19 protein-coding genes are annotated in these 24975 nt (G+C 74.7%); 10 read left to right on the forward strand and 9 right to left on the reverse strand.

Annotated features, from left to right (window positions below; genetic code table 11):
- On the forward strand, positions 1-402 hold a 402-nt coding region (locus tag RBH18_RS32450), incomplete at its 5' end, for a flavin reductase family protein (RefSeq protein WP_306214286.1).
- A 96-nt stretch (positions 403-498) separates the two neighbouring features.
- Here RBH18_RS32450 and RBH18_RS32455 read toward each other — a convergent pair.
- The gene (locus RBH18_RS32455) at positions 499-813 is read right to left on the reverse strand and encodes a type II toxin-antitoxin system PemK/MazF family toxin (RefSeq protein ID WP_305784506.1); all 315 of its coding nucleotides are present in this window, start codon (positions 811-813) and stop codon (positions 499-501) included.
- Positions 814-966: 153 nt separating this feature from the next.
- Here RBH18_RS32455 and gndA point away from each other — a divergent pair, with 153 nt between their 5' ends.
- Positions 967-2406 carry an NADP-dependent phosphogluconate dehydrogenase gene (gene gndA / locus RBH18_RS32460; RefSeq protein WP_306214287.1) on the forward strand — a complete coding sequence of 480 codons (1440 nt, stop codon included), beginning with the start codon at positions 967-969 and terminating at the stop codon, positions 2404-2406.
- A 20-nt stretch (positions 2407-2426) separates the two neighbouring features.
- Here gndA and RBH18_RS32465 read toward each other — a convergent pair whose 3' ends face one another.
- The 3 genes from RBH18_RS32465 to RBH18_RS32475 are packed head-to-tail and all read right to left on the reverse strand — an operon-like array spanning position 2427 to position 4835.
- The gene (locus RBH18_RS32465) at positions 2427-4358 is read right to left on the reverse strand and encodes a phosphorylase family protein (RefSeq protein ID WP_306214288.1); all 1932 of its coding nucleotides are present in this window, start codon (positions 4356-4358) and stop codon (positions 2427-2429) included.
- A gap of 31 nt (positions 4359-4389) precedes the next feature.
- Positions 4390-4614 carry a helix-turn-helix domain-containing protein gene (locus RBH18_RS32470; RefSeq protein ID WP_306214289.1) on the reverse strand — a complete coding sequence of 75 codons (225 nt, stop codon included), beginning with the start codon at positions 4612-4614 and terminating at the stop codon, positions 4390-4392.
- 11 nt (positions 4615-4625) lie between these two features.
- Entirely contained in the window at positions 4626-4835 is a 210-nt protein-coding gene (locus RBH18_RS32475) for a hypothetical protein (RefSeq protein ID WP_306214290.1), read from the reverse strand.
- A 9-nt stretch (positions 4836-4844) separates the two neighbouring features.
- Between RBH18_RS32475 and RBH18_RS32480 the strand changes: the two genes are divergently transcribed.
- On the forward strand, positions 4845-5822 hold the full coding sequence (locus RBH18_RS32480) for a macro domain-containing protein (RefSeq protein WP_306214291.1): 978 nt from the start codon (positions 4845-4847) through the stop codon (positions 5820-5822).
- Here RBH18_RS32480 and RBH18_RS32485 read toward each other — a convergent pair whose 3' ends face one another.
- Both RBH18_RS32485 and pgm read right to left on the reverse strand, forming a co-directional pair.
- Positions 5823-8105: a putative bifunctional diguanylate cyclase/phosphodiesterase gene (locus RBH18_RS32485; protein ID WP_306214292.1), complete on the reverse strand. Its 2283-nt coding sequence runs from the start codon at positions 8103-8105 to the stop codon at positions 5823-5825.
- Positions 8106-8186: 81 nt separating this feature from the next.
- Positions 8187-9830, reverse strand: a complete 1644-nt coding sequence (pgm, locus tag RBH18_RS32490) for a phosphoglucomutase (alpha-D-glucose-1,6-bisphosphate-dependent) (RefSeq protein ID WP_306214293.1) — start codon at positions 9828-9830, stop codon at positions 8187-8189.
- A gap of 132 nt (positions 9831-9962) precedes the next feature.
- Here pgm and RBH18_RS32495 point away from each other — a divergent pair, with 132 nt between their 5' ends.
- Genes RBH18_RS32495 through RBH18_RS32505 form a run of 3 tightly spaced genes read left to right on the forward strand, consistent with a single transcriptional unit; the run spans position 9963 to position 12797 of the window.
- Positions 9963-11609 carry a copper resistance CopC/CopD family protein gene (locus tag RBH18_RS32495; RefSeq protein WP_306214294.1) on the forward strand — a complete coding sequence of 549 codons (1647 nt, stop codon included), beginning with the start codon at positions 9963-9965 and terminating at the stop codon, positions 11607-11609.
- 46 nt (positions 11610-11655) lie between these two features.
- On the forward strand, positions 11656-12000 hold the full coding sequence (locus RBH18_RS32500) for an STAS domain-containing protein (RefSeq protein ID WP_306214295.1): 345 nt from the start codon (positions 11656-11658) through the stop codon (positions 11998-12000).
- Positions 12001-12011: 11 nt separating this feature from the next.
- Positions 12012-12797 (forward strand): YaaA family protein, encoded by a 786-nt coding sequence (locus RBH18_RS32505; RefSeq protein WP_306214296.1) that lies wholly within the window; start codon positions 12012-12014, stop codon positions 12795-12797.
- 17 nt (positions 12798-12814) lie between these two features.
- On the opposite strand, the gene RBH18_RS32510 is transcribed toward RBH18_RS32505, so the two are convergent.
- The gene (locus RBH18_RS32510; protein ID WP_306214297.1) at positions 12815-16114 is read right to left on the reverse strand and encodes a DUF4082 domain-containing protein; all 3300 of its coding nucleotides are present in this window, start codon (positions 16112-16114) and stop codon (positions 12815-12817) included.
- Complete coding sequence (locus RBH18_RS32515) at positions 16111-18402, reverse strand: N,N-dimethylformamidase beta subunit family domain-containing protein (RefSeq protein ID WP_306214298.1); 2292 nt, start codon at positions 18400-18402, stop codon at positions 16111-16113. The genes RBH18_RS32510 and RBH18_RS32515 overlap by 4 nt, the downstream gene beginning before the upstream one ends.
- Before the next feature lie 202 nt (positions 18403-18604).
- On the opposite strand from RBH18_RS32515, the gene RBH18_RS32520 reads away from it, so the two are divergent.
- Entirely contained in the window at positions 18605-18817 is a 213-nt protein-coding gene (locus RBH18_RS32520; protein ID WP_306214299.1) for a 2TM domain-containing protein, read from the forward strand.
- A 108-nt stretch (positions 18818-18925) separates the two neighbouring features.
- Positions 18926-21646 carry a helix-turn-helix transcriptional regulator gene (locus RBH18_RS32525; protein ID WP_306214300.1) on the forward strand — a complete coding sequence of 907 codons (2721 nt, stop codon included), beginning with the start codon at positions 18926-18928 and terminating at the stop codon, positions 21644-21646.
- Position 21647: 1 nt separating this feature from the next.
- Here RBH18_RS32525 and RBH18_RS32530 read toward each other — a convergent pair whose 3' ends face one another.
- Positions 21648-22271: an FKBP-type peptidyl-prolyl cis-trans isomerase gene (locus RBH18_RS32530; protein WP_306214301.1), complete on the reverse strand. Its 624-nt coding sequence runs from the start codon at positions 22269-22271 to the stop codon at positions 21648-21650.
- A 191-nt stretch (positions 22272-22462) separates the two neighbouring features.
- Here RBH18_RS32530 and RBH18_RS32535 point away from each other — a divergent pair, with 191 nt between their 5' ends.
- Both RBH18_RS32535 and RBH18_RS32540 read left to right on the forward strand, forming a co-directional pair.
- Positions 22463-23410, forward strand: coding sequence for a hypothetical protein (locus RBH18_RS32535; RefSeq protein WP_306214302.1), 948 nt, complete (start codon positions 22463-22465; stop codon positions 23408-23410).
- A gap of 94 nt (positions 23411-23504) precedes the next feature.
- Positions 23505-24975 (forward strand): MMPL family transporter (locus tag RBH18_RS32540; protein ID WP_306214303.1); only part of this gene is annotated, 1471 nt, incomplete at its 3' end.

Below are 24975 nucleotides of genomic sequence, written 5' to 3' on the forward strand. Positions count from 1 at the left end.
CGGGGAACCGGTAGCCGGGCAGGAACACGAATCTTCAGCCTGTCGCTGGACCCGCCGCTGATCGCCTTCTCGCCGGCGCGGACCTCGACGTCGTACCCGCGGATCCGCGACACCGGGTCGTTCTGCGTGAACATCCTCGAGGCGAGCCAGCGGCCGCTGTGCGAGCAGTTCGCCCGCACCGGCACCGACAAGTGGGCCGGCGTGTCGTGGACCCCGGGCCGCACGGGCAGCCCGATCCTCGACGGGGTGCTCGCGTCGATCGACTGCGAGCTGGAGCGCGAGGTCGAGGCCGGCGACCACTACCTGACCATCGGGCGGGTCGTCGAGCTCGACAGCAACCCCGGGGTCTCCCCGCTGCTGTTCTTCAACGGGTCGTACGCCGGCCTGAGCAACGCCGCCTGACCATGTTCTGAAGCCGGATCTGCCACCCGCTCCGGCCGCCGTGTCCTACACCGGCGGTCACGCTCGGTGGCCCTTCCCGCGCCGCTCTCGCTGTTTCTACAGCTCGAAGAGCGCCTTCATCGCCTCCGTGAGCCGCGACATGCTGGCTCCCGTGACCATGCCGATGCGCTCCGCCCCGATCGACGCCGGCAGCCGCCGCATGCGGTTGACCACGACGACTCCCGTGATCGGATCCTGCTCGGTGAGCGCCACCGCATAGGGCGGCAGCTCCGTCACCCCCCGCTGGCGCACGATGGGCGCACAGAACGGGGACGCGTTCGACCGGTCGTTGTAGGTGTCGGCCGAGAGCACGAGGACCCGGTAGCGCAGGTCGGTGCGGCTGCCGATGGTCCAGATCTCGCCGCGCTTCACGCGCCTGAGACTACCGCCGGCCCGATCTTCTCCTCCCGCCGCACCGCGCTCGATCGAACCGGCGGCGTGTCTCATCCGTAACAATGGGCCAGACGGCTTGCGGACAGGCGGGAGCGCGGGGGTTCCCGCCGTCCGCGTGGAGGAGGGACGTTCATGTCGGAGAAGGCACAGATCGGCGTCACCGGCCTGGCGGTGATGGGGCGCAACCTGGCCCGCAACTTCGCGCGTCACGGCCACACGGTCGCGGTGCACAACCGCAGCTACCAGCGCACCGAGGAGCTGGTGAAGGAGTTCGGCCACGAGGGCACGTTCCTGCCGGCCGAGTCGGCCGAGGACTTCGTGGCGAGCCTGGAGAAGCCGCGCCGGGTCATCATCATGGTCAAGGCGGGCAAGGCCACGGACGCCGTGATCGACGAGTTCGCGCCGCTGCTCGACGAGGGCGACATGCTCATCGACGCGGGCAACGCCCACTATGCGGACACCCGCCGCCGTGAGGCCGCCCTCAAGGAACGCGGCCTGCACTTCGTCGGCACCGGCGTGTCGGGCGGCGAGGAGGGCGCGCTGCACGGGCCGTCCATCATGCCGGGCGGGTCGAAGGAGTCGTACGAGGCCCTCGGCCCCCTGCTGGAGGACATCTCCGCGAAGGTCGACGGCGAGCCGTGCTGCGTGCACGTCGGCCCGGACGGCGCCGGCCACTTCGTCAAGATGGTGCACAACGGCATCGAGTACGCGGACATGCAGCTCATCGCCGAGGCGTACGACCTGCTCCGCCAGGCGGGCGGCCACTCACCCGCCGAGATCGCCGACATCTTCCGCGGCTGGAACTCCGGGCGCCTGGGCTCGTACCTGATCGAGATCACCGCCGAGGTCCTCCAGCAGACCGACGCGGCCACCGGCAAGCCCTTCGTCGACATCGTGCAGGACGCCGCCGAGCAGAAGGGCACCGGCCGCTGGACCGTGCAGGCGGCCCTCGACCTGGGCGTACCGGTCAGCGGCATCGCCGAGGCCGTCTTCGCCCGCGCCCTGTCCGGCGGCACCGACGTGCGCGCCGCGGCGGCCTCGGCCCAGCTCCCGGGCCCGTCCGCCCAGGCCGGCACGCACGCCGGCGACCTGCGGGCCGACGTCGAGCAGGCGCTCTTCGCCTCCAAGATCGTCGCCTACGCCCAGGGCTTCCAGCAGATCCAGGCCGCCAGCGCCGAGTACGGCTGGGAGATCGACCCGGGCGCCATGGCCAAGATCTGGCGCGCGGGCTGCATCATCCGCGCCAAGTTCCTCGACTACATCAAGCAGGCGTACGACAAGCAGCCCCACCTCGCCACCCTCCTGGTCGACGACTACTTCCTCGACGCCGTCTCCGGCGCCCAGGAGGCCTGGCGCCGCGTCGTCGCCACCGCCGCCGCCCAGGGCATCCCCGCCCCGGGCTTCGCCTCCGCCCTGGCCTACTACGACGGCCTGCGCGCGGCCCGCCTCCCCGCCGCCCTGATCCAGGGCCAGCGCGACTTCTTCGGCGCCCACACGTACCACCGGGTCGACAAGGACGGCTCGTTCCACACCCTCTGGGCCACCGACGACCGCAAGGAGATCGACGCCTGATCGGGCCGGGCCGGCGGCGATCACCTTCCCGCCGGCCCGCCCTTCGTCCCCGGATCGTCGAACGCCCCGAGCCCGACGGCATGGGCGACGAAGCCCGCCGCGTTCGCCGCGGCGAGCTCCGGCTCGTAGAACCTGTCCCGGTCCACGCCCCAGTCGGAGATCGCCTTGACGACGGCCCACGGCACCCCGGCGTCGGCGGCGGCCGCGTAGAGCCCGTGGGCCTCCATCTCTCCGCCGAAGGCCCGGCTGTACTCCCGCAGCAGGCTGTCCAGCAGCGCTCTCGAGTTGACCAGCGTCTGCGCCGACAGGAGCGACCCGGACCGGACGGGAGCGCCGGACCAGCTGGTCTCGGCGGCCTGCAGGCGGCTCACCAGCGCCGGCCGTGGCCCCACCACGTCCCCGCGGCGCTCCGTGCGGTCCTCGTGCGCGATGGTGTGGTCGAGGTCGTGCACCTGGGTGGCCAGGATGATGTCGCCGAGCCGCAGCGGGGAGTCCTCGCTCTTGCGCAGTCCGTAGCAGGTGCCCACCATGATGATCACGTCCGGCTCCCACTGGCGGATGGCGGCGGCCGCCGTGGACTGGGCGCCGCCGGGTGCGCCCGCGCCCTGCCGGGCGCAGCGGGCCAGGGCGAGCGTGGTCCGGCCGATCGCGCCCAGGTCATGGAGGACCACGGGGTTGCGGAAGTCGATCACGGGTTCCTTGCCGGTGATCGGGCGCACGGCGGCCAGGACGGCGTCCTGCTCGGTCTTGGTCACGGTCAGCAGCAACACCCGGGTCATCGGCATCTCGGCCCATTCCTGGTAGTCGTCGTGCACGCGCTGTTGCCGGTCCCGGGCCAGTTTGACGGCGGTCCACCCGACCGGCACGGTCATCAGCTCGGCGACGGTGAGCAGCCAGCCGAGCGCCTGGGTGCGCAGCGTGCCGGGCGTGAGACCGGGGGCGTCCTGCCACAGCAGCCGCCACGCCAGCCAGCGCAGCGCGTCGGGATAGGTGGCCGGTCGGCCGGCGCAGAGGTCGCCGCACGCCTGCCGCTCGGTGGGTGCGACGACGAGGGCGAGCAGCGCGGTGATGGCGGCGAGGCCGGCCAGCCAGAACAGGAAGAAGCTGCCGCCCGCCGGGACGGGGGCGTCGGCTTGCTCGGTCCGATCGGGTGGGCGGCGCAGTGCCACGCGGCTGTCCGGCCCGTCCGGCTGGTCGAGGGTCTCGGCCACCACCCGGCGCATGGCCTGCGTGGTCACGCCCTGCGTGAGGCAGACGAGGACCCTCCGGACGCGGGCCGAGGTCAGCTCCGCGCCGGCCTGCCCGGCCAGCGCGCCCGCCTCGCGCCGGACCAGATCCTCCATGGTGAAGCCGGCGGTGTGCAGCAGTTTGCGGCCGTCGCCGGGTCCGGTGTGGTGGCACAGCGGCATCGACCAGGTCCAGCCCGGGAGGGACTCGGCCGCGAGCTCGTCGCGGGAGCGTGGCCGGCGGCCCAGCGTCCGGCGCAACCAGGCCGACTCGGTGACGGCCTGCGCGGTCAGGAAGACCCCGGCCCAGAGCATCGCGGCCAGGGCGAACGCGACGACCGCCCAGGACGGGCGCTCGTCCCGCAGCCGCGACACCGCGGCGAGCGCGGCCGCCACCAGCAGCGCGGCGACGGGCGGGACGGCGAAGAGCAGGAGGTCCCAGCGCCGGTCGATCAGGCGGAGCAGGCGCAGGCGGAGGCGCCCGCGTGCGGCCAGTGGCAGCTGGGCGGAGTGCGGGCGCTCGAGGAGCGCGAAGCTGCCGGGTCCCAGGTGGACGAGGCGATTCTCCGCCGACGCCACGTAGAGGAGCAGACTGATCGGGCCGCGCGACCGCACGAGACCGAGGACGCTGCGCGGGCGGACGACCCGGGCCGCCTGCCGGCCGTGCTCGGCGGCGCGGACCGCGCGGGCGGCGGCGCGGCAGGCGGCGAAGGTCAGCGCTGTCATGGCGTCATCCCATGCCCGCACGGGGCCTTGATCACCCGTCCGGAAGGTGCCGGGCGAGGCTCACGCGGGAGTCGATGCCGAGCTTGGCGTAGACCTGGCGCAGGTGGAAGTTGACGGTGTGGGTGGTGATGCCCAGGCGGCGGGCGATCTGCTGGTTGGTGAGGGCCTGGGCAGCGAGGCGGGCCACCGCCTGTTCGCGGCCGGTGAGGGCGTGCCAGGGGCCGGGGTCCGGTGCCGGGAGGGGGAGCGGCACCATGATGACGATGATCACCATTCGTCGTGCTGGATCAGGAGGAGGATGAGCCAGCGGAGGATGGTGAGCGCCAGGTCGTCGGCGGGTCGGTGCGTCGGCATCGGTGTCTCCTCGTGCGGGGGAAGGTCCTGTGCTCCGAGGATCGGGCGCGGGCGGGCCGCGTGGCCGGTGTTCCAGGTGTCCGCGGGTGTCCGCGAATGTCCGGACGGGCGCGGGTCACCCACAATGGAGGCATGACCGACGGTGCCCGGGGGCCGGATCCGGCCACGCTGCACACACTCGACGATCTGGCCGACGCCTTCACCCGGCTGCGGCGGCGGGCCGCGCGGCCCGGGCAGGTGCAGCGCTCGGTGCGGGACATCGCCGCCCGGACGGGGCGTGCGCCGAGCACCCTGGACCCCTATCTGCGCGGGCTGCGGCTGTGCCCGGCCGACGTGTACGAGGAGATCCTGCGCGCGCTCGGGATCGGCGGCGCGGAGTTGCGCCCGTGGCTGGACGCGTGGGAGCGGATCGCGGACCACCGGGCGGACGGGCCGGTCGGCGGCGGGTCGCGGCCGGCCATCCTGCCGTACAGCGAGACCTTCCGCTACCGGGTCGCGAACGCCACCGCGGAGCTGGTCGTGATCACCGGGGACCTGCGCCGGGTGACGTGCGCCGAGGTGTGGGTGAACTCGGAGAACACGCAGATGCGCATGGCGCGGGTCGAGGAGAGCTCGGTGTCGGCGGTGATCCGGTTCCTGGGCGCGGACCGGGACGGCTCGGACCGGGTCGTCGCCGATCGCATCGCCGACGAGCTGGAGGCGGCGGTCGCGGGGCGCCGGCCGGTCGCCGCGGGCACCGCGGTGGTCACGGGCGCCGGCAACCTGACGGCGCGCAACGGCGTCCGGCACGTCGTGCACGTGGCGGCCGTGCGCGGGGAGCCGGGCGAGGGCTACCGCCCGGTCGCCGACCTGGGCCGGTGCGTCACGAACGCCCTGCTCGCGGCCGAGGAGCTGGGCGCCGCGACGATCCTGTTCCCGCTGCTCGGGGCGGGCAGCGGGGGCGGCTCCCCCGGCCCGACCGCGCAGGTCATGGCCGGTGCGGCCGTCGACCATCTCACCGCGCGGCCGGGCCCGCTGCGCAAGGTCCACCTCCTGGCCAGTACGGCCGTCGAGCGCGACGCCTGCCGCCGCGTCCTCGGCAAGCTGCCGCTGCTACGCCCGGCCGACTGATCAGACGGGGACGGCGCGGGCGTTGGCGAGCATGAGGGCGGCCATCTCGTCGGGGGGCAGCGGCTTGGCCAGGTGGTAGCCCTGGCCCAGGCGGTAGCCCATCCGGCGCAGGCGGTCGAGCTGGGCGGCGTCCTCGATGCCCTCGGCGACGGTGTACATGTCGAGGTACTCGGCGAGCTGGGCGACGGCGGCGGCCACGGCGAGGCGGCCCTTGTCGGCGCCCTCGCAGATGCCGTCGACGAAGGACTTGTCGAGCTTGAGGACGTCGACGGGGAAGGCGCGGACCAGGCTGAGGCTGGACTGGCCGGTGCCGAAGTCGTCGAGGGCGAGGCGGACGCCCAGGTCGTGCAGGGCCTGCAGGGTGTCGCGGACGCCGCGGCCCTCGATGACCGAGGACTCGGTGACCTCGATGACGAGGTTGGCGGGGAGCAGGCCGGTCTCGCTGAGCACGGCGGCGACCTCGTCGACGAAGCCGGACTCGCGCAGCTGGCGGGCGGCGACGTTGACGTTGATCGAGCGGATGGCCGCGGCGCCGTGCGCGCGCTGCCAGGCGGCGAGCTGCTCGCAGGCCTCGCGCAGGACCCAGGAGCCCAGCGGCACGATCAGGCCGGAGCGCTCGGCGACCGGGATGAAGTCGGCGGGCGACACGATGCCGCGGACCGGGTGGCGCCAGCGGACCAGGGCCTCGGCGCCGGCCATGCGGCCCGTGGTGAGGTCGAAGACGGGCTGGTAGACCAGGTGCAGCTCGCGGCGCAGGATGGCGTTGTGCAGCTCGCTGCCGAGGCGGGCGTGGTCGACGACCTCCTGGCGCATGCGCGGCTCGAAGCGGGTCCAGCCCGCCTTGCCGGCCTCCTTGGCCTGGTACATGGCGATGTCCGCGTTGCGCAGCACCTCGCCGGCGGTGTCGCCCGGGCCGGCCGTGGCGACGCCGATGCTGGCGTTGGCGAGCAGGAGGTGCTCCCCCACGCCGTACGGGACGGCGAGCTCGGCCAGCAGCGCGGCGGCCGCCTGCCCGGTGACGCCGGGGTCGTCCGAGTCCAGCAGCACCGCGAACTCGTCGCCGCCCAGCCGGGCCGAGAACCCGCCGAGCCGCTGCGCCACCTCGTAGAGCAGCTGGTCGCCGATCGCGTGCCCCATGGTGTCGTTGATGCTCTTGAAGTCGTCGAGGTCCACGAGCAGGACGGTTGCGGGCTCGTGCCGCTCGACGCGCTCGGCGAGCACGGCGCTGAAGCGGGCGCGGTTGGCGAGCCCGGTGAGCGGGTCGAGCTCGGCGCGGCGGGCCATGTCCTGCTGCTGGCGGCGTACCTCGTCGAGCAGGCGGTCCTCGGCGCGCAGGCCGAGCAGCTGCCGGGCCACGATGCAGGCCGCGAGCGCCACCACCCCGATGATCATGAACCGCTGGTGCCAGCCCAGGTCCCGGGCGGAGGCGAAGACGACCGCGGTGGCGACGGCGACGAGGGCGGCGCCGGGCAGCGCGTCCCGCAGGCCCTTGCGGCGCTGCGCCGGGGCGGCGGGGGCATGGGCGTGGGCGGGCCGGGCGAGCGCCTGCCGCTGCCGGTACGCCCCGAGACACATGGTGACCCCGATCAGCGGCACCGCCAGCACCGACACCCACAGCAGCCCCGCGCCGCCGACGATCAGGGCCATCGTGGCGGCCGCGGCCGTGACCGGGGCGCCGGCGAGCCGGAGCAGCGCGCGGGGGTTCACCACGCTGGCGGGCGTCATGGCGGCCCGCCAGATCACCACGACGGAGATGAGGCAGCCGACGCCCACAGCGGCGGTGCCGCGCTCGACGGCCGGGTCGGCGCCGGCCCGCCCGTGCTCGTGCAGCAGGTACCAGAAGATCAGCGTGCCGGCGACGGCCACGATCAGGTTGTCGATCAGCACCTGCGCCCACTGCGGCAGCGAGCGCGGCTCCCGGGGCAGCCGGACGAACGCCAGGAGGAAGAACACGACACCGAGCAGCATCGGCCCGGCCACGTACGGGGACAGCCCGTGCATGTGCGTCGGGAACCAGAACGCCACGATCGAGCCCCCCGCGACGCAGAGGGCGGCGTTCGCGCACATGCGCCAGAAGTCCCGGACCGGCCGCGCCACGACGATCATGGCGCCGAGGCTCCGGCAGGTGACGAAGGCCGCGGCCATGGCGACCGGCCCGCCCGCGTACCCGGCCAGCGCCGGCCCCGGCTGCCCGGCCAGCAGCCAGGCGAGGACGCCCGCGGCGGCGGCCAGGGCGACCAGGGCGGGCAGAACGCCCGGGGCAGGACGCAGGCGAGCGGTCATGAGGGCGCAGTTCTCCCGAGGCTGGCGATACCCGACTCAACTCACGTCGGCGCCGCCCCGGGAAAACTGAGCGAAAGCTGATCAGCCCTTGAGCGCGGCGGAGACGACCGCGCGGGCTTCTTCCTGGATGCGGGCCAGGGCGTCCTCGCCCTGGAAGGACTCCGCGTAGATCTTGTAGACGTCCTCGGTGCCGGACGGGCGGGCGGCGAACCAGCCCGACTCGGTCACGACCTTGAGGCCGCCGATCGGGGCGTCGTTGCCGGGCGCCGTGGTGAGCACGGCGGTGATCGGCTCGCCGGCCAGCTCCTTGGCGCTGACCTGGGACGGGCTCAGCTTGCCCAGGACGGCCTTCTCGTCCGGCGTGGCGGGGGCGTCGATCCGGGCGTACGCGGGCGCGCCGAACCGCCCGGTCAGGTCCGCGTAGTGCTGGCTGGGCGTCCGGCCGGTGACCGCGAGGATCTCGGAGGCCAGCAGGTCGAGCAGGATGCCGTCCTTGTCGGTGCTCCACGGGCTGCCGTCGCGGCGCAGGAAGGAGCCGCCGGCGCTCTCCTCGCCGCCGAACGCGACCGAGCCGTCGAGCAGCCCGGGCACGAACCACTTGAAGCCCACCGGGACCTCGTCGAGCTTGCGGCCCAGGTCGGCGGCCACCCGGTCGATCATCGAGCTGGACACCAGCGTCTTGCCGATCGCCGCGCTGTCGCCCCAGCCACTGCGGTTGCGGAACAGGTAGGAGATGGCCACCGCGAGGTAGTGGTTGGGGTTCATCAGGCCGGCGTCCGGGGTCACGATGCCGTGCCGGTCGGCGTCGGCGTCGTTCCCCGTGGCCAGCTGGAACTTGTCCTTCTGCCGGATCAGGGACGCCATCGCGTGCGGCGACGAGCAGTCCATCCGGATCTTGCCGTCCCAGTCGAGCGTCATGAAGCCGAAGGTCGGGTCGACGTGCGGGTTGACCACGGTCAGGTCCAGGCCGTGCCGCTCGGCGATCTCCCCCCAGTACGCCACCGAGGCGCCGCCCAGCGGGTCGGCGCCGATGCGCACCCCGGCGGTGCGGATGGCCTCGATGTCGATCACGGAGGGCAGGTCGTCCACGTACGTGGCCAGGAAGTCGTAGCCCGAGACCAGGTCGGAGGTCCGCGCCCGGGAGGCGGGCACGCGCCGGACCTCCTTCAGGCCCCCCGCGATCAGCGCGTTCGCCCGGTCCTGGATCCACCGGGTGGCGTCGGTGTCGGCGGGGCCGCCCGACGGCGGGTTGTACTTGAAGCCGCCGTCCGCGGGCGGGTTGTGCGACGGGGTGACCACGACGCCGTCGGCCAGCCCGCTCGTGCGCCCCCGGTTGTAGGTCAGGATGGCGTGCGACACCGCCGGCGTCGGCGTGTAGCCGTCGCGGCTGTCGATCAGCACGGTCACGTCGTTGGCGGCGAAGACCTCGAGCGCCGTGACCATGGCCGGCTCGCTCAGCGCGTGGGTGTCGCGGCCCAGGTAGAGCGGGCCGTCGGTGCCCTGGTCCCGGCGGTACTCGACGATGGCCTGGCTGGTGGCGGCGATGTGGTCCTCGTTGAAGGCCTGCTTGAGGCTGGACCCCCGGTGGCCCGAGGTGCCGAAGGCGACCTTCTCCCCGGCGACCGCGGGGTCCGGATGCTCGGTGTAGTAGCGCGAGATGACCCGGGGGACGTCGATGAGGTCGGCGGGTTCGGCGGGCTGGCCGGCGCGGGGGTGGACGGACATCGGGTGCCTCCTGGGCGGACGTGGGAGCTGTCCGGATCGTATCTGTGCCCTACCCTGCTCCCGCTGGAGGTAAGCGGCTTGAACCTTTTGCCTCCCGGATCCGAACTACAGAAGGTGACAGGGGGTCCGCGGGTGCGCCGCGTCGTGATGCTGCTGCTGGTGGGACTGGGCCTGATCCTGCTCCCGGCGGCCCCGGCGAGCGCGCACGCGGCGCTCACGACGGCGTCCCCGGAGCCGGGCAGCGTGGTCCGGACCGCGCCGGCCGAGGTCGTGATCCGGTTCACCGAGAACATCGGTGCCGTGCCGAGCCGCACGCAGGTGCTCGCCCCGGACGGCAAGCGCATCACCGGGGACGTGCGCGCCGAGGGCCCGCTGCTGCGCATCCGGCTCCGCACGGCCGACCGGCCGCTGGGCACGTACCTGGTGAGCTATCGCATCGTCTCCGCGGACAGCCACCCGGTGGGCGGCGCGATGACCTTCTCGGTCGGGGCCCCCTCCGAGCGTCCCGCCGAGGCCGACCCGGCCGGGGTGCACCCGTCGGTCGAGGCCGCGGGTCCGATCCTGCGCTTTTTCGGGTACGCCGGCCTGACCCTGGCCGTCGGCCCGGCGCTCCTGCTCGCGCTCCTGTGGCCCCGCACGCTCTCCCGCCGGGGGCCGGTCCGGCTGGTCCGCGCCGGCCTGCTCCTCACCGCCGGGGCGACGCTGGGCCAGCTGTGGACGCAGGCGCCGGCCACCAGCGGCGCCGCCCTGTGGGACGTCTCCGTGACGGAGCTGGCCGATGTGCTGGCGAGCCCGTTCGGCCTGGCCCTGTGCGCCCGGCTCGCCGTCCTCGCCGCGGCCGCCGCCCTGCTCCCGCCCGTCCTGCGCGGCACGGCGTCCCGTCCCCGCGCGCTGCTCCTCCTGGCCCTGGCCGCGGGCGGCTTCGCCACCTGGCCGCTGACCGGGCACGCCAACGAGTCGCCGCTGCGCGGGGTGGTCGTCGCCGCCGACGTGGTGCACATCGCGGCCATGGCGGTCTGGCTCGGGGGCCTGGTCACCCTGTCGGTCTTCCTGCTGCGCCGGGCCCACCCGCGGGTGCTGGGCAGGATCCTGCCGGCGTGGTCGAGGTGGGCGGCGCTGGCCGTGGTGTGGCTGGCCGGCGCGGGGGTGGTCCAGGCCGTCGTCCAGGTCGGCTCGGTGGGGGCGCTGGCCACCACGGCGTACGGGCGCCTGCTGCTCGCCAAGGTCGCCGTCCTCGCCGCCGTGCTGGGCGTCGCCGCCCTGGCCCGCCGCTTCGTCCAGCGCTCGCGGGTCGTCACGGCCGGGCCCGGGGCGCTGCGCCGCTCGGTCGGCATCGAGGTCGGCGCCACCGTGGTGGTGCTCGGCCTGAGCGCGGTGCTCGTGCAGACCACGCCCGGGCGCAGCGTCGTCGCCGACCGGACGGCCCCGGCGACCAAGGGCGTGTCCTCGACGCTCACCTCGGACCTGTTCACCCTGCAGTACGACGTCTATCCCGTCGAGGTGGGCGAGAACAACACGGTGCACGCGTTCACGTACACGCCGGAGGGCAAGCCCCTCGCGGCGCCCGAGTGGACCGTGACGACCCGGCTGCTGGACCAGGACCTCGAGCCGGTCTCCGCGCCCATGCTGCCGCTCACGCCGCGTAACGACGCGATGGGCGCGCTGACGTTCCCGCTGCCCGGCACGTACGAGGTGAGCTTCACGGTCCGCACCACCGAGATCGACCAGGCGACGGTCCGCACAACGATCACCGTCCCGCAGGTTCCGAGCCGCCCCTGAGTGGGCAGGGAGAGGTCTCCCAGCGCGGCGACGGCAGGAGGCCCCGGTGCACGTGAGCGTCATCGGCAACCCGGACGACTCGGTCGTGGTGACCGTCCGTGGCAATCTCGACCTGGACTCCGCGCCCGTCCTGGACACCACCCTGGGTCAGGTCCTCGACCGGCCGGTGCCCCGGGTCGTGGTCGACCTGGCCGGCGTGGAGTTCTGCGACTCCACCGGCCTGAGCGCCTTCGTGGTCGCGCACAACCGGGCCCAGGCGGTCGGCGGCTGGGTGCGCCTGGCCTCCCCGAGCGAATGGCTGCACGGCCTGCTGCGGACCGTCGGCCTCGCGGACGCGCTGCAGGTCTATCCCTCCGTGGCCGACGCCCTGGCCGGAGCCGCCGAGCGGTAGCGTCTGCGGACGTGCTCATTCTGCTCCCGCCCTCCGAGGGCAAGTCCGCCCCGGCCGCCGGCGACCCCGCCGACCCGGCCGCGCTCTGGCTCCCCCGCCTCGCCCCCGCCCGCAGGCGGGTGCTCGGCAAGCTCGTCGCGCTGAGCAGGCGGACCAGCGCCAAGGCGGTCGCCGACTCGCTGGCGGTCCTGGGGCTGAGCGCCGGACAGCGCGCCGAGCTCGACCGCAATGCCACGCTCGCCACCGCGCCCGCGGCGCCCGCCGCCGAGGTCTACTCCGGGGTGCTCTACGAGGCGCTCGATCACGCCGGGCTGTCCGGGCCGGCGCGCGCCTGGGTCGACGAGCGGGCCGTCGTGTTCTCCGGGCTCTGGGGCGTGGTGCGCCTCACCGACCGGATCCCCGCGTACCGCTGCTCGGCCGGGGTGACACTGCCCGGGCTGGGCGGGCTGACCCCGTACTGGAAGAAGGCCCTGACCGCCGCCATGCCGGACCAGGGCCCGGTCCTGGACCTGCGCAGCGGCGCCTACGCCGCGATGTGGGCGCCGGGCCCGCAGGCGGTCGCGCTGCGGGTCCTGCACGAGAAGATCGTCGACGGTACGCCGAAGCGCGCGATCGTGAGCCACTTCAACAAGGCCACCAAGGGCCGCATCGTCCGTTCCCTGGCCTCGGCGGGCGCGGCCCCGGCAACCGTGGACGAGGTGCTGACCGCCCTCCGCGACCTCAAGTGGACCGTCGAGGAGCAGCCCGCCCGCCCCGGCGCCGCCCGCCAGGCCGACGTCGTCGTCCGCGAGCTGTAGCCGCCCGGCCGCACGGGTCAGCCGCCGGTCTCGTCCGGGGTGTCGAGCGGCTGGGCGTCGCTGGTGATGCCGGTGCCGTGCAAGGTGGCGCCGGCGGGGAGGACCGCGCGGTACTGGGCGTAGCGGGAGCGGCCCGAGACCTCGGGGGCCCAGTCCGTCCAGCCGGGGCCGGGGACCGGGGTGCTCCCCGTACGGACGAGGAGCTGCACCGGCCCGCCGGACGCCCGGTGGACGAGCCGGTCCCAGGTGACGGTCCGGCCCGCGTCCAGCACCCGGGAGGTCAGGGTGCCGGGGCCCTGGACGCCGTCCTCGGTGACGGTGACGCCGTAAGGGCGGCCGGCGCCCTGGCCCGCGACGGAGTGGTCGGCCACGCCCAGCGCCGACGCGGTGAACGAGGCCGGGGGCCGGTCCGCCGGCGGCCACAGGGTGACGTTGCCGGCCGGGTCGGTGCTGCGGATGCGGTAGTGATAGGTCGCGTCCGGCTCCAGATCGGTCACGACCGCGCGGTGCTCGCGGCCGCGCAGGTCGGCCGGCCAGGTGGTGAGGGCGTCCGGCGTCGCGCCGATGAGGAGGGTCGCGGCGGCGGACTCGTTCGTGGCCCACGACACCGTCGCGGTGCCGTCCGGCCACGGCGTCACCGACACGTCCGAGGCGACCGGGGAGGCATCGTCGGACGCGGCGGGAACCGGTCGCGGGGCGGACGCGCGGGCCGGGGCGGCGGTGGTCCCGTAGGACGCGAGGTAGGCGCCGGCCGCGGCGGGGAACATGGCGTACTCGACACCCTTGATCGTCGTCCGGGTGTACGCGACCGGGGTCCCCGCCCGGTCCAGCGCGGTCAGCCCCCGCCCGCCCGGGCCCGCCGTGGGCACCATGCCGGTCAGCCCGGTGGCGCCCGCGCCCACGTGCACCGTGAAGGACAGGCTCTGCCCGGACCAGGAGATGTCCGAGTACGACGACCCGTTGCGCCCGTCGAGCCAGGTCAGCAGCTGCCGGGCGGAGATCACCGGCACGCCGCGCTCCTGGGCGGAGGCGAGCAGTTCGTCGCTCTCGTGCTCGGTGGCGAGGTCGGTGTGCATGTTCGCGGTGAAGGCGCCGTAGTAGCCCTCCGCGCCCAGTGCCCGGTCGAGCAGCGCGTCGACGGTGAACGGGTACGTCTGGCCGGACTCGTCGGTCATCTGGGTCGCGGCCTGGTAGACGTCGATGAGCGCGCCCGTCGTGGCGGCGAAGCGCATCGGCATGCCGGAGCCGGTCATGAAGCCGGGCCGGTCGGCGACCCACGGGCCGGGCCAGAAGTAATAGTTGGTATCGAGCCGGATGCCGTTCGCCGCGGCGGTGCTCGCCTGGCTCGACCAGTCCGACCAGGCGATGCAGTGCGTCCGGTTGGTGACCGGCGCGGGCACGCCGGCGTACTTCGCGCGCCACGTGGCCAGCTGGGTGCGGTAGAAGCCGGCGATCGACGTGGCGGTGTAGTCGGCGCAGTTCGTGGTGACGTGCAGGGCGACCTCGAAGCCGCGCGCCTGGTAGGCCGTCGCCTGGCTGTTGGACAGCGGCGTGGCCGGGAAGACGTAGGAGGTGTAGCGGGCGCACTCCCAGGCATCGTTCGAGCAGCCGGCCGGGCTGTTGGCGGCGTACTGGTCGAAGCGACCCGCCGTGCCGCCGGTGGCGTGGTCGTCCCCGGTCGCGACGACGACCGCCTTGAGGCTGCGCGGGAAGTACCAGAACCTCGGCAGCGGCGTGCGGTCCCGGGTCATCTCGCGGATCAGGTTGGCCAGCAGCCGCTGCTGCTCGTCGGCCTGCGGCACCGCGACCTTGGTGAGGTCGATCCAGTCGGAGTCGCCGGCGCCGCCGTAGAACAGGTCGTCGGAGCGCCGCGGCGAGACGCCGTCGCGTTCCTGACCGTCCCAGTTGACGTTGCCCTGCCGGGTGAGCACCAGCGAGTACGCCAGGTCGTAGGTGAACGCCGCGGCCTGCCCGCCGTTGCTGCCCACCTCGCGCAGGGTCACCGCCGGGCCGCCGCCGTCCGACAGCATGGCGATCGGGCGGGCGCCGTTGAGCCCGTAGCGGTCGGCGGCGCCGTGGTACTGGATCGCCTGGCCGGTGATGCCCGTGCCGGGCGGCTGGGCGGTGTCGACCTGGAGGTGGCCGTCGAGGGAGACGTTGTTCGGTCCGGTCAGGCCGAGCAGCCCGGTCAGCTGGACGTCGGGCCGGAAGGCGATCAGTCTGCCGCCGCCCTCGACCCAGGTGCGGAACATGGTGGCCTGCGCGCCCGAGAGCACGCTGCGGCCCAGCAGCACGATGTCGTACTGGCTCAGCGTGGCGGCGGTGACCGTGGACAGGTCGGCCGTGGCGAACTCGTTGAGGCCCTCGGTGCGCAGCACCTCGGCGAGGAACGGCGTGAACCCGGCGGCCGGCCGGACGACGAGGATCGGGCCGCCGGGGCCCTGGTCGGGCGGCGGCGGTGGCGGCGCCGACGTGGTGAAGCTCCAGGTGGCCGGGGTCATGACATTGCCGGCCGGGTCGGTGGCCCCGCTCGCGGTCACCGTGTACGCACTCGACCACGCCAGCGGCGCCGACGGCGTGAACGTGGCCGTCAGCGTCGCCGGGTCGTAGCCGGTCGTGCCCGGCACCCCGGCGACCGTCAGCACGGCGCCGGCGACGGGCTCGCTGAAGGTGGCGCTGACGGTGGTCGTCGCCGGGGCCACGGCCCCGGGCGCCGGGGTCCGGCTCGTCACGGTCGGCGCGATCGTGTCGGTGGCCATGGTGTCGAAGACGACGTCGACCCAGTAGTTCGCCGACTGCCACGTCTCGGCCGGGAAGCCGCCCCCGGTGCCGTACCGGTAGACGCCGTTGGCGCCGTCCTGCCCGTCGCGCAGGGCGTGCAGCGGGGCGTTGTCGACGCCGGCCGTGGCGAAGGTGCCCTCGTCGGTGGCGTACCGGCCGTTGGGGGCGTAGTAGGAGGCGACATAGGTGGTGCCGGCGCTGATCGCCACGGGATTCGCGAACGTGGCCGTCTGCCAGCCGGACGCGGACTCGCCGGTGAACGTCACCGTCGCCAGCGCGGTGCCCGTCGACGACCAGAGGCGGCCGACGTGCGTACCCGTGTTGGCGGTGCTCTTCCAGAAGCGCACCCCGGTCACGTACCCGTCGGTGTCGGAGCGGAATTTGACGCCGAGCTCGACGGCGGCGGTGTCCGGGTCGGCCGGGGTGGCGGGCGCCGCCGTGGCGGGCCAGATCGTGCACGGGCAGGGGGCGGCGGCGGCCGGGGCCGGGGCGGCGAGCAGGCCGGCGGCGAGCAGCAGGACGGCGAGGAGCTTCACGGCTGGGCCTCGAAGACGACGTCGGCGTAGTAGCCGGCGTTCTCCCACACCTCGGCCGGGAAGCCGGTCCCGTAGCGGTAGAAGCCCTGGGACGCGTGCAGCGGGGCGTTGTCGATGCCGCCCTCGGCGAACATGCCGACGTCGGCGGCGTACTGGCCGTTCGGCGCGTAGTACGAGACCACGTACGGCGTGTCCGGGGCCAGCGTCACCGGCGTGGCGAGGGTTGCCTGCTGCCAGCCGGACGCCGACTCGCCAGTGAAGGTGACGCTCGCCAGCGGGGTGCCGTCGGCGGACCACAGGTGGCCGACGTGCGTACCCGTGTTGGTGGCGCTCTTGTAGAACCGGATCGCGGTCACCCGGCCCGCGACGTCGGTGCGGAACCCGGTGCCGACCTCCGTGCCGGCGGTGTCCGGGTCGGCCGGGGTCGCGGGCACGGCGTCCGGGCCCCAGACGCTGCACGGACAGGTACGCGCGCCGACCGTCACCACCCGCGACGCGTCGGGCCCGACATTGCCGCTGTCGTCGGCCGCCCGCACCCGGACGGTGGTGGTCCCCGTGCTGCCCGGCCGCCACCCGTACGTCCAGGTGCCGCGCCCCTCGGCCGGGTGCCAGGTAATCCCGTCGTCGGTGGAGACCTCGACGCCGCCGGTCACGCCCCCGCCGGTGTCCGTCGCCGTGCCGGAGACGGTGACCGGCGAGCCCACCTGTGCGGTCAGCGGATCGATCGTCGCCGCCGGTCCGGTGCTGTCGGTGGAGGCCGTGGCCGCGGTCAGCCCGGCCTGCAGGGTGCCCGGCTGGACGCCCATGTCGGCGAGCAGGTTGACCGTGGCCTGGCGCATCGGGGTGCTGGCCGCCCCGGAGCCGCGGTCGTGGGAGCTGTCGAGGCCCCAGGACCACTGGACCGTTCCGGCGCCGAAGACCAGGGCACCGCTGGGTACGCGGTAGAGCGTCAGGTGGTGGGTCGCGCTGCCCGTGGCGTACGTGGACCCGTAGTCCTGCAGCACGTCGAGCCCGGACGCGCTGGTCGTGGACAACCTGATCAGCCCGCGGGGGCGTACCCCGTTGTCGGCGTCCTCGTCCCACTCGTAGCCGACCGTGCCGGAGCCCAGGGTCGCGGTGGCGCCGGCGGCCTGCGTGGCGACGCTGGTGCCGCGCCAGAACCGCATCTTGCCGTCCGCGGCGGGCACCCGCAGGCTGACCGTGCCCGCGTTGACCTTGAAGATCGTGCCGGTCAGCGCGTTCTCCGGGCGGCCGCCGTCGGCGGGCGGGCTGAACCGCGGGTCCCGCCAGCTGCCGGTCCACGCCGGGCTGGGATCGATCTTGCCGTCGGCGTGGGTCTCCTTGTAGGTGACCAGCGTCCGGTGGTCGTTCTCCCAGCGGGTCTTCCAGAACACCTCGTTGCCGCTGAGGAAGGCCAGGTGCACGCCGGCGTCCCGGGCGGCCTCCACGTTCGCCCGCTGCTGGGCGGACCAGTACTCGTCGTGGCCGACCGACAGGAACACCTTGTGGTTGCGCAGCAGGGCGCCGGCGCGGTCGGTGTCGGCGCCGGCGATGTAGCTGACGTCGTAGCCGTTGGCCTCGAGCCAGCGGACCATCGGGTACTCGGCGTTGAACACGAAGTCCTCGGCCCCGGTGCCGCGGGTGCCGAACGGCCGGTTGTAGCTCACCTGGTACGCGCGGCCGGCGGGCGAACCCACGTACAGGCTGTTGCCGCCGTACTGGTTGTAGGCCTGCCAGGTGGTGTCGGAGGTCTGGAAGACGAGGTCCGAGCGGCTCGCGTCGGCGCGCACCACGAACGGGATGTGGCTCGCCCCCGAGGTGCCGTCCGTGCGGGTGGGCCGGGCGAAGTAGATGCCGGAGACGGCCGTGGCGGGCACCTGCCACGACGCGGAGACCGCCCAGTTGCCGCAGTCGACCAGGCCGGTGGCCGCCTGGCTCTGGCACGCGGGCTGGGTCTGCCGCCCGACCGGGTTCACCGTGGCGACGAGCCGGGCACCGTTGCCGCCGTAGTAGCCCATGCGGTAGATGTCGACGCGGTACGACGCGGCCGTGGACCTGATCTTGAAGTCGACCGTCCGGCCGGCGTCGACGCTGATCTGCGTACTGAAGCCCTGCAGGCTCGCACTTCCGGCGCCGGACACGTCCCACGTGCTCGCGGGCGTCCCGGGCCGGGTGTTCTCGCAGGCGATCGGATTGACCAGCGGGGCGCAGGCGTCCGCCGCGGCCGGTGCGGCGCCGGGCACGGTGAGCCCCGCGGCCACGAGCGAGATGACGAGCAACCGGCGCATGGGAACCCCGCTTTCCCGCCGCCTCCCCCGGGCGGCCCCCTCAGGGCAGCATGGAAACCCGGCCCGCCGGGATCTGTCGGCTGCGCGACAGAGCCCGCCGAATGAAGCCGATCAACGGATGTCGTGCGTCCACATCGGACCGGGGCAAAAGTCGTCAGGACGTGCGATGTCCCGCGGCGCCGGCCCTGGTCCGATGGGAGCCATGACACGCACCGCGACCCTCACCCCCGCCCAGCAGCGCATCTGGCTGCGCATCCACGTCCTCTGGTATCTCCTCGCCAATGTCGCCCAGGTCGTCACGTGGTGGGCTGCCACCCCGGACAAGTTCTTCTGGCCCCTGTGGTCGATCGTCGCCTGGGGCATCGGCCTGGGCTTCCACGTCTGGGCCGTCCGCCGGTTCGTGCCCGCGACCTGACCCGGCATGCGCTCTCGCGGATCCGCGCGCCGGGCCGCTATCCTGTGCCGCATCCGAGGCCCGGCCGTGTCGTGGCGGCCGGCGCCGAGCCTGTGGCCGGGAGACGCGATGACAGCGCGCGGCCCGCATCCGCTCCGCGGCCGGGAGGCCGAGCTGGCCGTCCTCCGCCGCCGCATCGAGCTGCTGGCCGGCGGCACCGGCGGCGTCCTGGTCGTCGAGGGCCCGGCGGGCTCGGGCAAGACCCGGCTGCTCGCCGAGGCGACGGCCGGTGCCCCGCCCGCCGTGCGGGTCTTCGCCGGCGCCGGGCAGGCCGCCGCGCTCGGGATGCCCGCGTGGCTGCTGCTCGACACGCTCACCACCGGCGGCGATCCGCCCGCCGACCCGGCCGTGCTGCGCCGCGACACCGGCTTCTGGCTGGTCCAGGGGCTGCACGAGGGGCTGGAGCGGGCCGCCCTCGCGACGCCCGTCCTGATCGTGCTCGACGACTTCCACTGGGCCGACCTCGCCACCGCCGGCGCGGTGCGGGCCCTCGCCCGGCGGCTGGCGGCCGACCCGGTGCTCTGGGTGCTCGCGCTGCGGCCCCCGGCCCCGGCTGGTGGCGAGGGTGCCGGGCTCCTGCGGCTGGCGCCCCTGCACCCCGCCGCCGTGGCCGAGGTCGCGCGGGACGTCCTCGGCGGCCGGCCCGATCAGCGCCTGAGCGAGATGCTGGCCGGGACGCACGGCAATCCGCTCCTGCTCCACCACCTGCTGCACGGGCTCCGGGACGAGCGGGCGGTCCGGCTCCGGGACGGTGTGGCGGAGCTGAGCACCGGCCGGGTGCCCCAGCGGTTCCGCGACGCGATCCGCGCGCGGGTCGGCGCCCTGTCCCCCGACGGCCGATCGGCCGTGGAGCTCGCGTCCGTCCTCGGCCGCTCCTGCACGGCCGATCAGCTCGCCCGGATGCTCGGCCGCTCCCCCGCCGCTCTCCTCGCGCCGCTGCGGGAGGTCCTGGACGCGGACCTGCTCGCGGAGCAGGGCGACCGGCTGGCGTTCCGGCACGACCTGGTGCGCGACGCGGTCGAGTCCGGGCTGCCCGGCCCCCTGCGCCGGGCGCTGCGCCGGCAGGCCGTCGAGGTGAGCCTGGCCGCGGGCACCCCGGCCGCGGACGTCGCCGCGCTGGTGCTGCAGACCGCCGGGCCCGGCGACAGCGACGGCATCGCCCTGCTGCGCCGGGCCGCCGCCGAGATCGTCGAGCGTGCCCCCGCGGTGGCCGCCCAGCTCAGCTCGCACGCCCTCGGCCTGGCCCGGCCCGGCGATCCGGCCCGGGACGCGCTGCTCGTCGACGCCGTCACCCATCTGGTCCTCGCCGGCCGGATCGCCGAGGCGACCGAGCTGTTCCGCCGGTACGACAGCCCGGCGCTCGACCGCATCACGACGGCCCGGCTGCGCCAGCTGCTCGCCGACGTCCTCATGCCGTCGGATCCGGACCACGCCGCGGGGCTGTGCCGCGAGGCCCTGAGCTACGACGGGCTGCCGGACGACCTCCGCGCCCGCCTGTACGCCTCCCTGTCCACCGCCCTGAGCATCGGCGGCCGCCCCGGCGAGGCACGCACCGCCGCCCGGGCCGCACCCGCCGTCGCCGACCCGCTCGTGACCTCGGCGGTGCTGACGGCCACGGCCGTCGCCGACTTCCACGGCTGCCACTGGGCGGCGGGGTTGCGGACCGCCGACGAGGCCCTGCGGCGGCGCAGCGCCCTCGCCGGCGCCCGCGGTCTCTGGCTGCCGGACACGTGGAAGGCGATGATGCTCGACGCGAGCGGCCGGCTCGACGACGCCCGGCGCCTGGCCGACGAGGGCGCCCGGCTCGCGCAACGGGACGGTCAGCTCGCCACGGCGCGGCTGTGGTCGGTGCTGCGGGCGCGCATCCTCCTGCGCGCCGGGCGGCTCGACGAGGCGCGCGCCGAGGCGGAGGCGATCCAGGCGATGTCGTACGAGCTCGGCTCCCGGCACTTCCTGCACTTCGCCGCCCGGATCCTCGGCCTGGTCGCCCTGCACCGCGGCGACCAGGCCGGCATGGCCGTCGCGCGGGCGGCGGCCGCCCGGATGAGCGCGGAGAGCGCCCCGGGCTGGCACGGCCGCGGGCAATGGCTGCGCGCCCTGCTGGACGAGGCCGCCGGCTCGCCGCCCGGGGACTGGACGCCGGACGAGCGGATGGACGAGCCGTACGCCGGCTGCGTGCGAGTCGTCGTCCTCGCCGAGCACGCCGACGTGGCCACGCTGGTCCGGCTGCTGCTGCGCGCGGGCCTGCGGGAGCGGGCGGAGGCCGCCGTCGAGCGGCTGGCGGACGAGTCACGCCGGCACGCGGGCGAGCCGGTCGTCGCCGCCGCCCTGTGCCACGCGAGCGGGGTGCTCACCGCCGACCCGGCGCGGCTGACCGAGGCGGTCGCCCTGCACGCCGCCGACCCGCGGCTGCTGCTGAGGGCCCGGGTGACCGAGGACGCGGGCGCCGCCGTGCTCGCGGCCGACCGCCCGCTGGGGCTGGAGCTGCTGGACTCGGCCCTCGACCGGTGGACGGCCGTGGGCGCCGACCGCGACGCGGCCCGGGTGCGGGGGCTGCTGCGCCGGCACGGGGTGCGCCGCCGGGCCCCGCACCGGCCGCGGAACGGCTGGGCGGGGCTGACCGAGTCGGAGACCAGGGTGGCCCGGCTGGTGGCGGCCGGGCACACCAACCGGCAGATCGCCGAGGAGCTGTTCCTCTCCCCGCACACGGTCAGCACCCATCTGCGGCACGCGTTCGTCAAGCTGGGCGTGCGCTCGCGCACCGAGCTCGCGCGGATCGTGCCGGACTGACCTACTGCGCGGCGAGGATGTCGACGACGAAGCGCAGGTCGCCGCCGGGCTGGCCGCCGGTCGGGTTCTCGCCGTAGCCGAGCTCGGCCGGGATGTCGAGCTGCACCCGGCTGCCCACCGGCACGCCGACCAGGCCCTGGTCCCAGCCCTGGATCAGCTGGCCGGCGCCGACCGGGAAGACGGCGGGCTGGCCGCGGTCCCAGGACGAGTCGAACTGCTTGCCGTCGGCGTAGGTCACGCCGATGTAGTTGGCCTGGATGGTCTGCCCGGCGGTCACCTTCGGGCCCTTGCCCTCGATGATCGGCGTGACGACCAGCTTGGTGAGCCGGGTGGTGCCGCCGGCCTTGACCTCGGGCTTCTGCTGCAGCGCCGGGTCGAGCTCGCCCGTGGGAGCGGTCGGGTCACCCGCCGGCGGCACCGCCGGCGAGGACTCCGCCGGCGCCTCGGACGCGGCGGCCGCCGGGGCGCTGGGGGCCGGCGCCGCGACCGGGTCGGTCCCGTCGTCGCCGGAGAGCTGGATGCCGACGAAGACGGCCACGAGCACGACGATGACGGCGACGCCCGCGAGCGCCCCCAGCAGCGCCTGGCTCCGGCGCTTGCCGGCGGTCTTGTCCTGGACACTCATCGGTAGGGATCTCCTGTCGGACGGCTCGGGAGGGGACACGGGGGAAACTTCGGACACGGTACTCGCCGTCCCGCGGTGACTCTCCGCCGAACCGCCGATCACCACTCCTCCACAGGGGATGGTTACTCAATTCGCTCTTCTCCGTCACTCACTGAAGGTGAGAGCGTGTACTCCCGCAGGCGACTGCACCGATGACGATCAGCACGACCGGGAGGAACGCGGTGCCGGAGGACCCCTACACCGGGCGGACCACCGGGCGCCGCGCCAACGCCGTTCCCGCGGCGCTGCTCGAGGACCGTCGCCGGCACCTCACCGACTATCTGCTGCCGGCCACCGTCATCCTCGCCGGGGTGCTCGTCGTGGTCGCCGGCGGCTTCGTCATCAGCCACCTCGGCCAGGACGACACCTCCGCGCAGCTGCCGCAGCCGCAGCCGCCGGCGCTCCCGGACGTGCCCCTCGACCCGCCGCCCGCCTCGCAGTTCCCGATCCCCCTCGAGAGCGACACGCCGACGCCCACGCCGACGACGACCACGCCGTCGGCGCGCCCGACCACCACCCCGCCGTCGCGCAAGGAGCGGCCGACGCCCTTCCCCGGCTCGGTCTCGGTGACCCGCGCGGGCATCGCCGGGCTCGTCGACCTCGGCGCCGAGGGCACCAGGGACTGGGTGCACTGGGGGCAGGAGGGCACCTTCTCGCTCGAGCGCAAGTCCGGCGGCGGCTTCGCCATCCTCGAGGGCGCGCCGACCGCGCCGCGCTTCCGGCACGGCCTGAGCCCGCAGCGCTTCCAATGGGACGGCGGCAGCCCGGTCGAGCACTCGGACGGCACGCCCACCGGCATCCGCACCTGCGACAAGGGCAACGGCTTCACCCTGTCGGCGCCGGCCGGGACGACCAGCCGCACCCTCAAGCTGTACGTCGGGGCGGTCGCCGCCCGCGGCAAGCTCACCGCCCGGCTGTCCACGGGCGGGCCGGTGGGCACCGCGACGTTCACCCAGAGCGGGAACAACCTCGGCACGACGGCGTACGTGATCACGTACCGGGCGCCGAAGGCCGGCAAGCTCAATCTGACCTGGACCACCGACGCGTCCTTCGACGACGACTGCGGCGGCGTCGCCCTCGAGGCGGCCACGCTGCGCTGAGCACCACCGCGGCCGGGCGAGTGGGGACCCGCACACGCCGCGAGCACGACACAACTGGAAAAAGGGGACAATGTTCGCCGGGTGGGGTTCTTGGGTGGCCCGGTTCCGCCTGCCGGTGCTGGCGGTCGCGCTCGTCGCGGTCGCCGCCGCCGGGGTGTGGGGCCTGGGCGTGTTCGATCGGCTGACCGAGGGCGGCTACAGCGACCCCGGCAGCGAGTCCAGCCGCGCCACCGAGGTGGTGACGCGGGAGCTGGGGGCGACGGCCGGGGACGTCGTCGCGGTGTACCGGCCCGTCACCGGGTCGATCGCCGACCCCGCCCTCACCAGACGGGTGACCACCACGCTGACGGCGCTCCCGGCGTCGGCCGTCGCGGGCACCACCGGCTACTGGCCGAAGCACGCGAAGCAGTACGCCTCCGCCGACGGACAGAGCGCCGTCATGGTGCTCACGCTCGCCGGGGCGGACGACGGGGCGAAGCTCAAGGCGTACCAGGAGATCAAGGACCGCCTCGCCGTGGTCGGCACGGACGTGCAGCTGTCCGGCGCCGCACCGCTGGCCGACGCGTCCGCGAGCCGGTCCACCGACGACCTGGCCTTCGCCGAGGCGGTCTCGCTGCCGATCGTGCTCGTGCTGCTGCTGTTCATCTTCGGTTCGCTGGTCGCCGCGGCACTGCCCGTGCTCGTCGGCGGGTGCGCGGTGCTCGGCTCGCTCGGGGTGCTCCACGCCGTCTCGCACGCCCACGACGTCAACTCGTTCGCGGTCAACGTGGCCAGCCTGCTCGGGCTGGGCATGGCCATCGACTACGGGCTGTTCATGGTCGGGCGCTTCCGCGAGGAGCTGGCCGCCGGGTCCGCGCCCGCGGTGGCGGTAGCCCGGACCGTGGGCACGGCCGGGCGTACCGTCGTGTTCTCGGCGACCCTGCTCATGACCGCGCTGGCCGGGCTGCTGCTCTTCCCGCAGGGCTTCCTGAAGTCGCTCGCCTACGGCGGCCTGGCGGCCGTCGCGCTCGCGGCGATCCTGTCGCTCACCCTGCTGCCCGCGCTGCTGGCCGTCCTGGGTCACCGTGTCGACAAGCTGCCCGTACGCCTCCCGCGCCGCACCCGTGCCGCGGGCGCCGAGGGTACGGGCTGGGCCCGCCTCGCCCGGCTGGTGCTGCGCCGCCCGGTGCTCGTGGCGCTGCCCATCCTCGCGGGCCTGCTCGTGCTCGCCGCGCCGATCCGGGGCGTGCAGTTCGGCGAGAACGACGAGCGGGTGCTGCCCGAGGGGGATCCCGCCCGGGTGGCCGTGGAGACGCTCAAGTCGGACTTCCCGGCGCTGAGCAGTGCCGGCGTGCAGGTCGTGCTGCGGGGCACCGGCGGGTTCGCCCCGTCGGAGGAGGGCGCTGCCGCCTTCGCCGACCGGCTGAACAACATGCACGGCATCGACACGGTCAGCCCGTCGGGGGCGCGGGGCACCGTGGTCACGTACACGGCGACGCTGGTGAACAAGGACCCGTACAGCACCGACGCGCGCGACGTCGTACCCCGCGGCGCGCATCGCGGCCCGGGCCAACCGTGCCTTCCTG

It is taken from the genome of Actinoplanes oryzae, assembly GCF_030757795.1.
GTDB lineage: Bacteria > Actinomycetota > Actinomycetes > Mycobacteriales > Micromonosporaceae > Actinoplanes.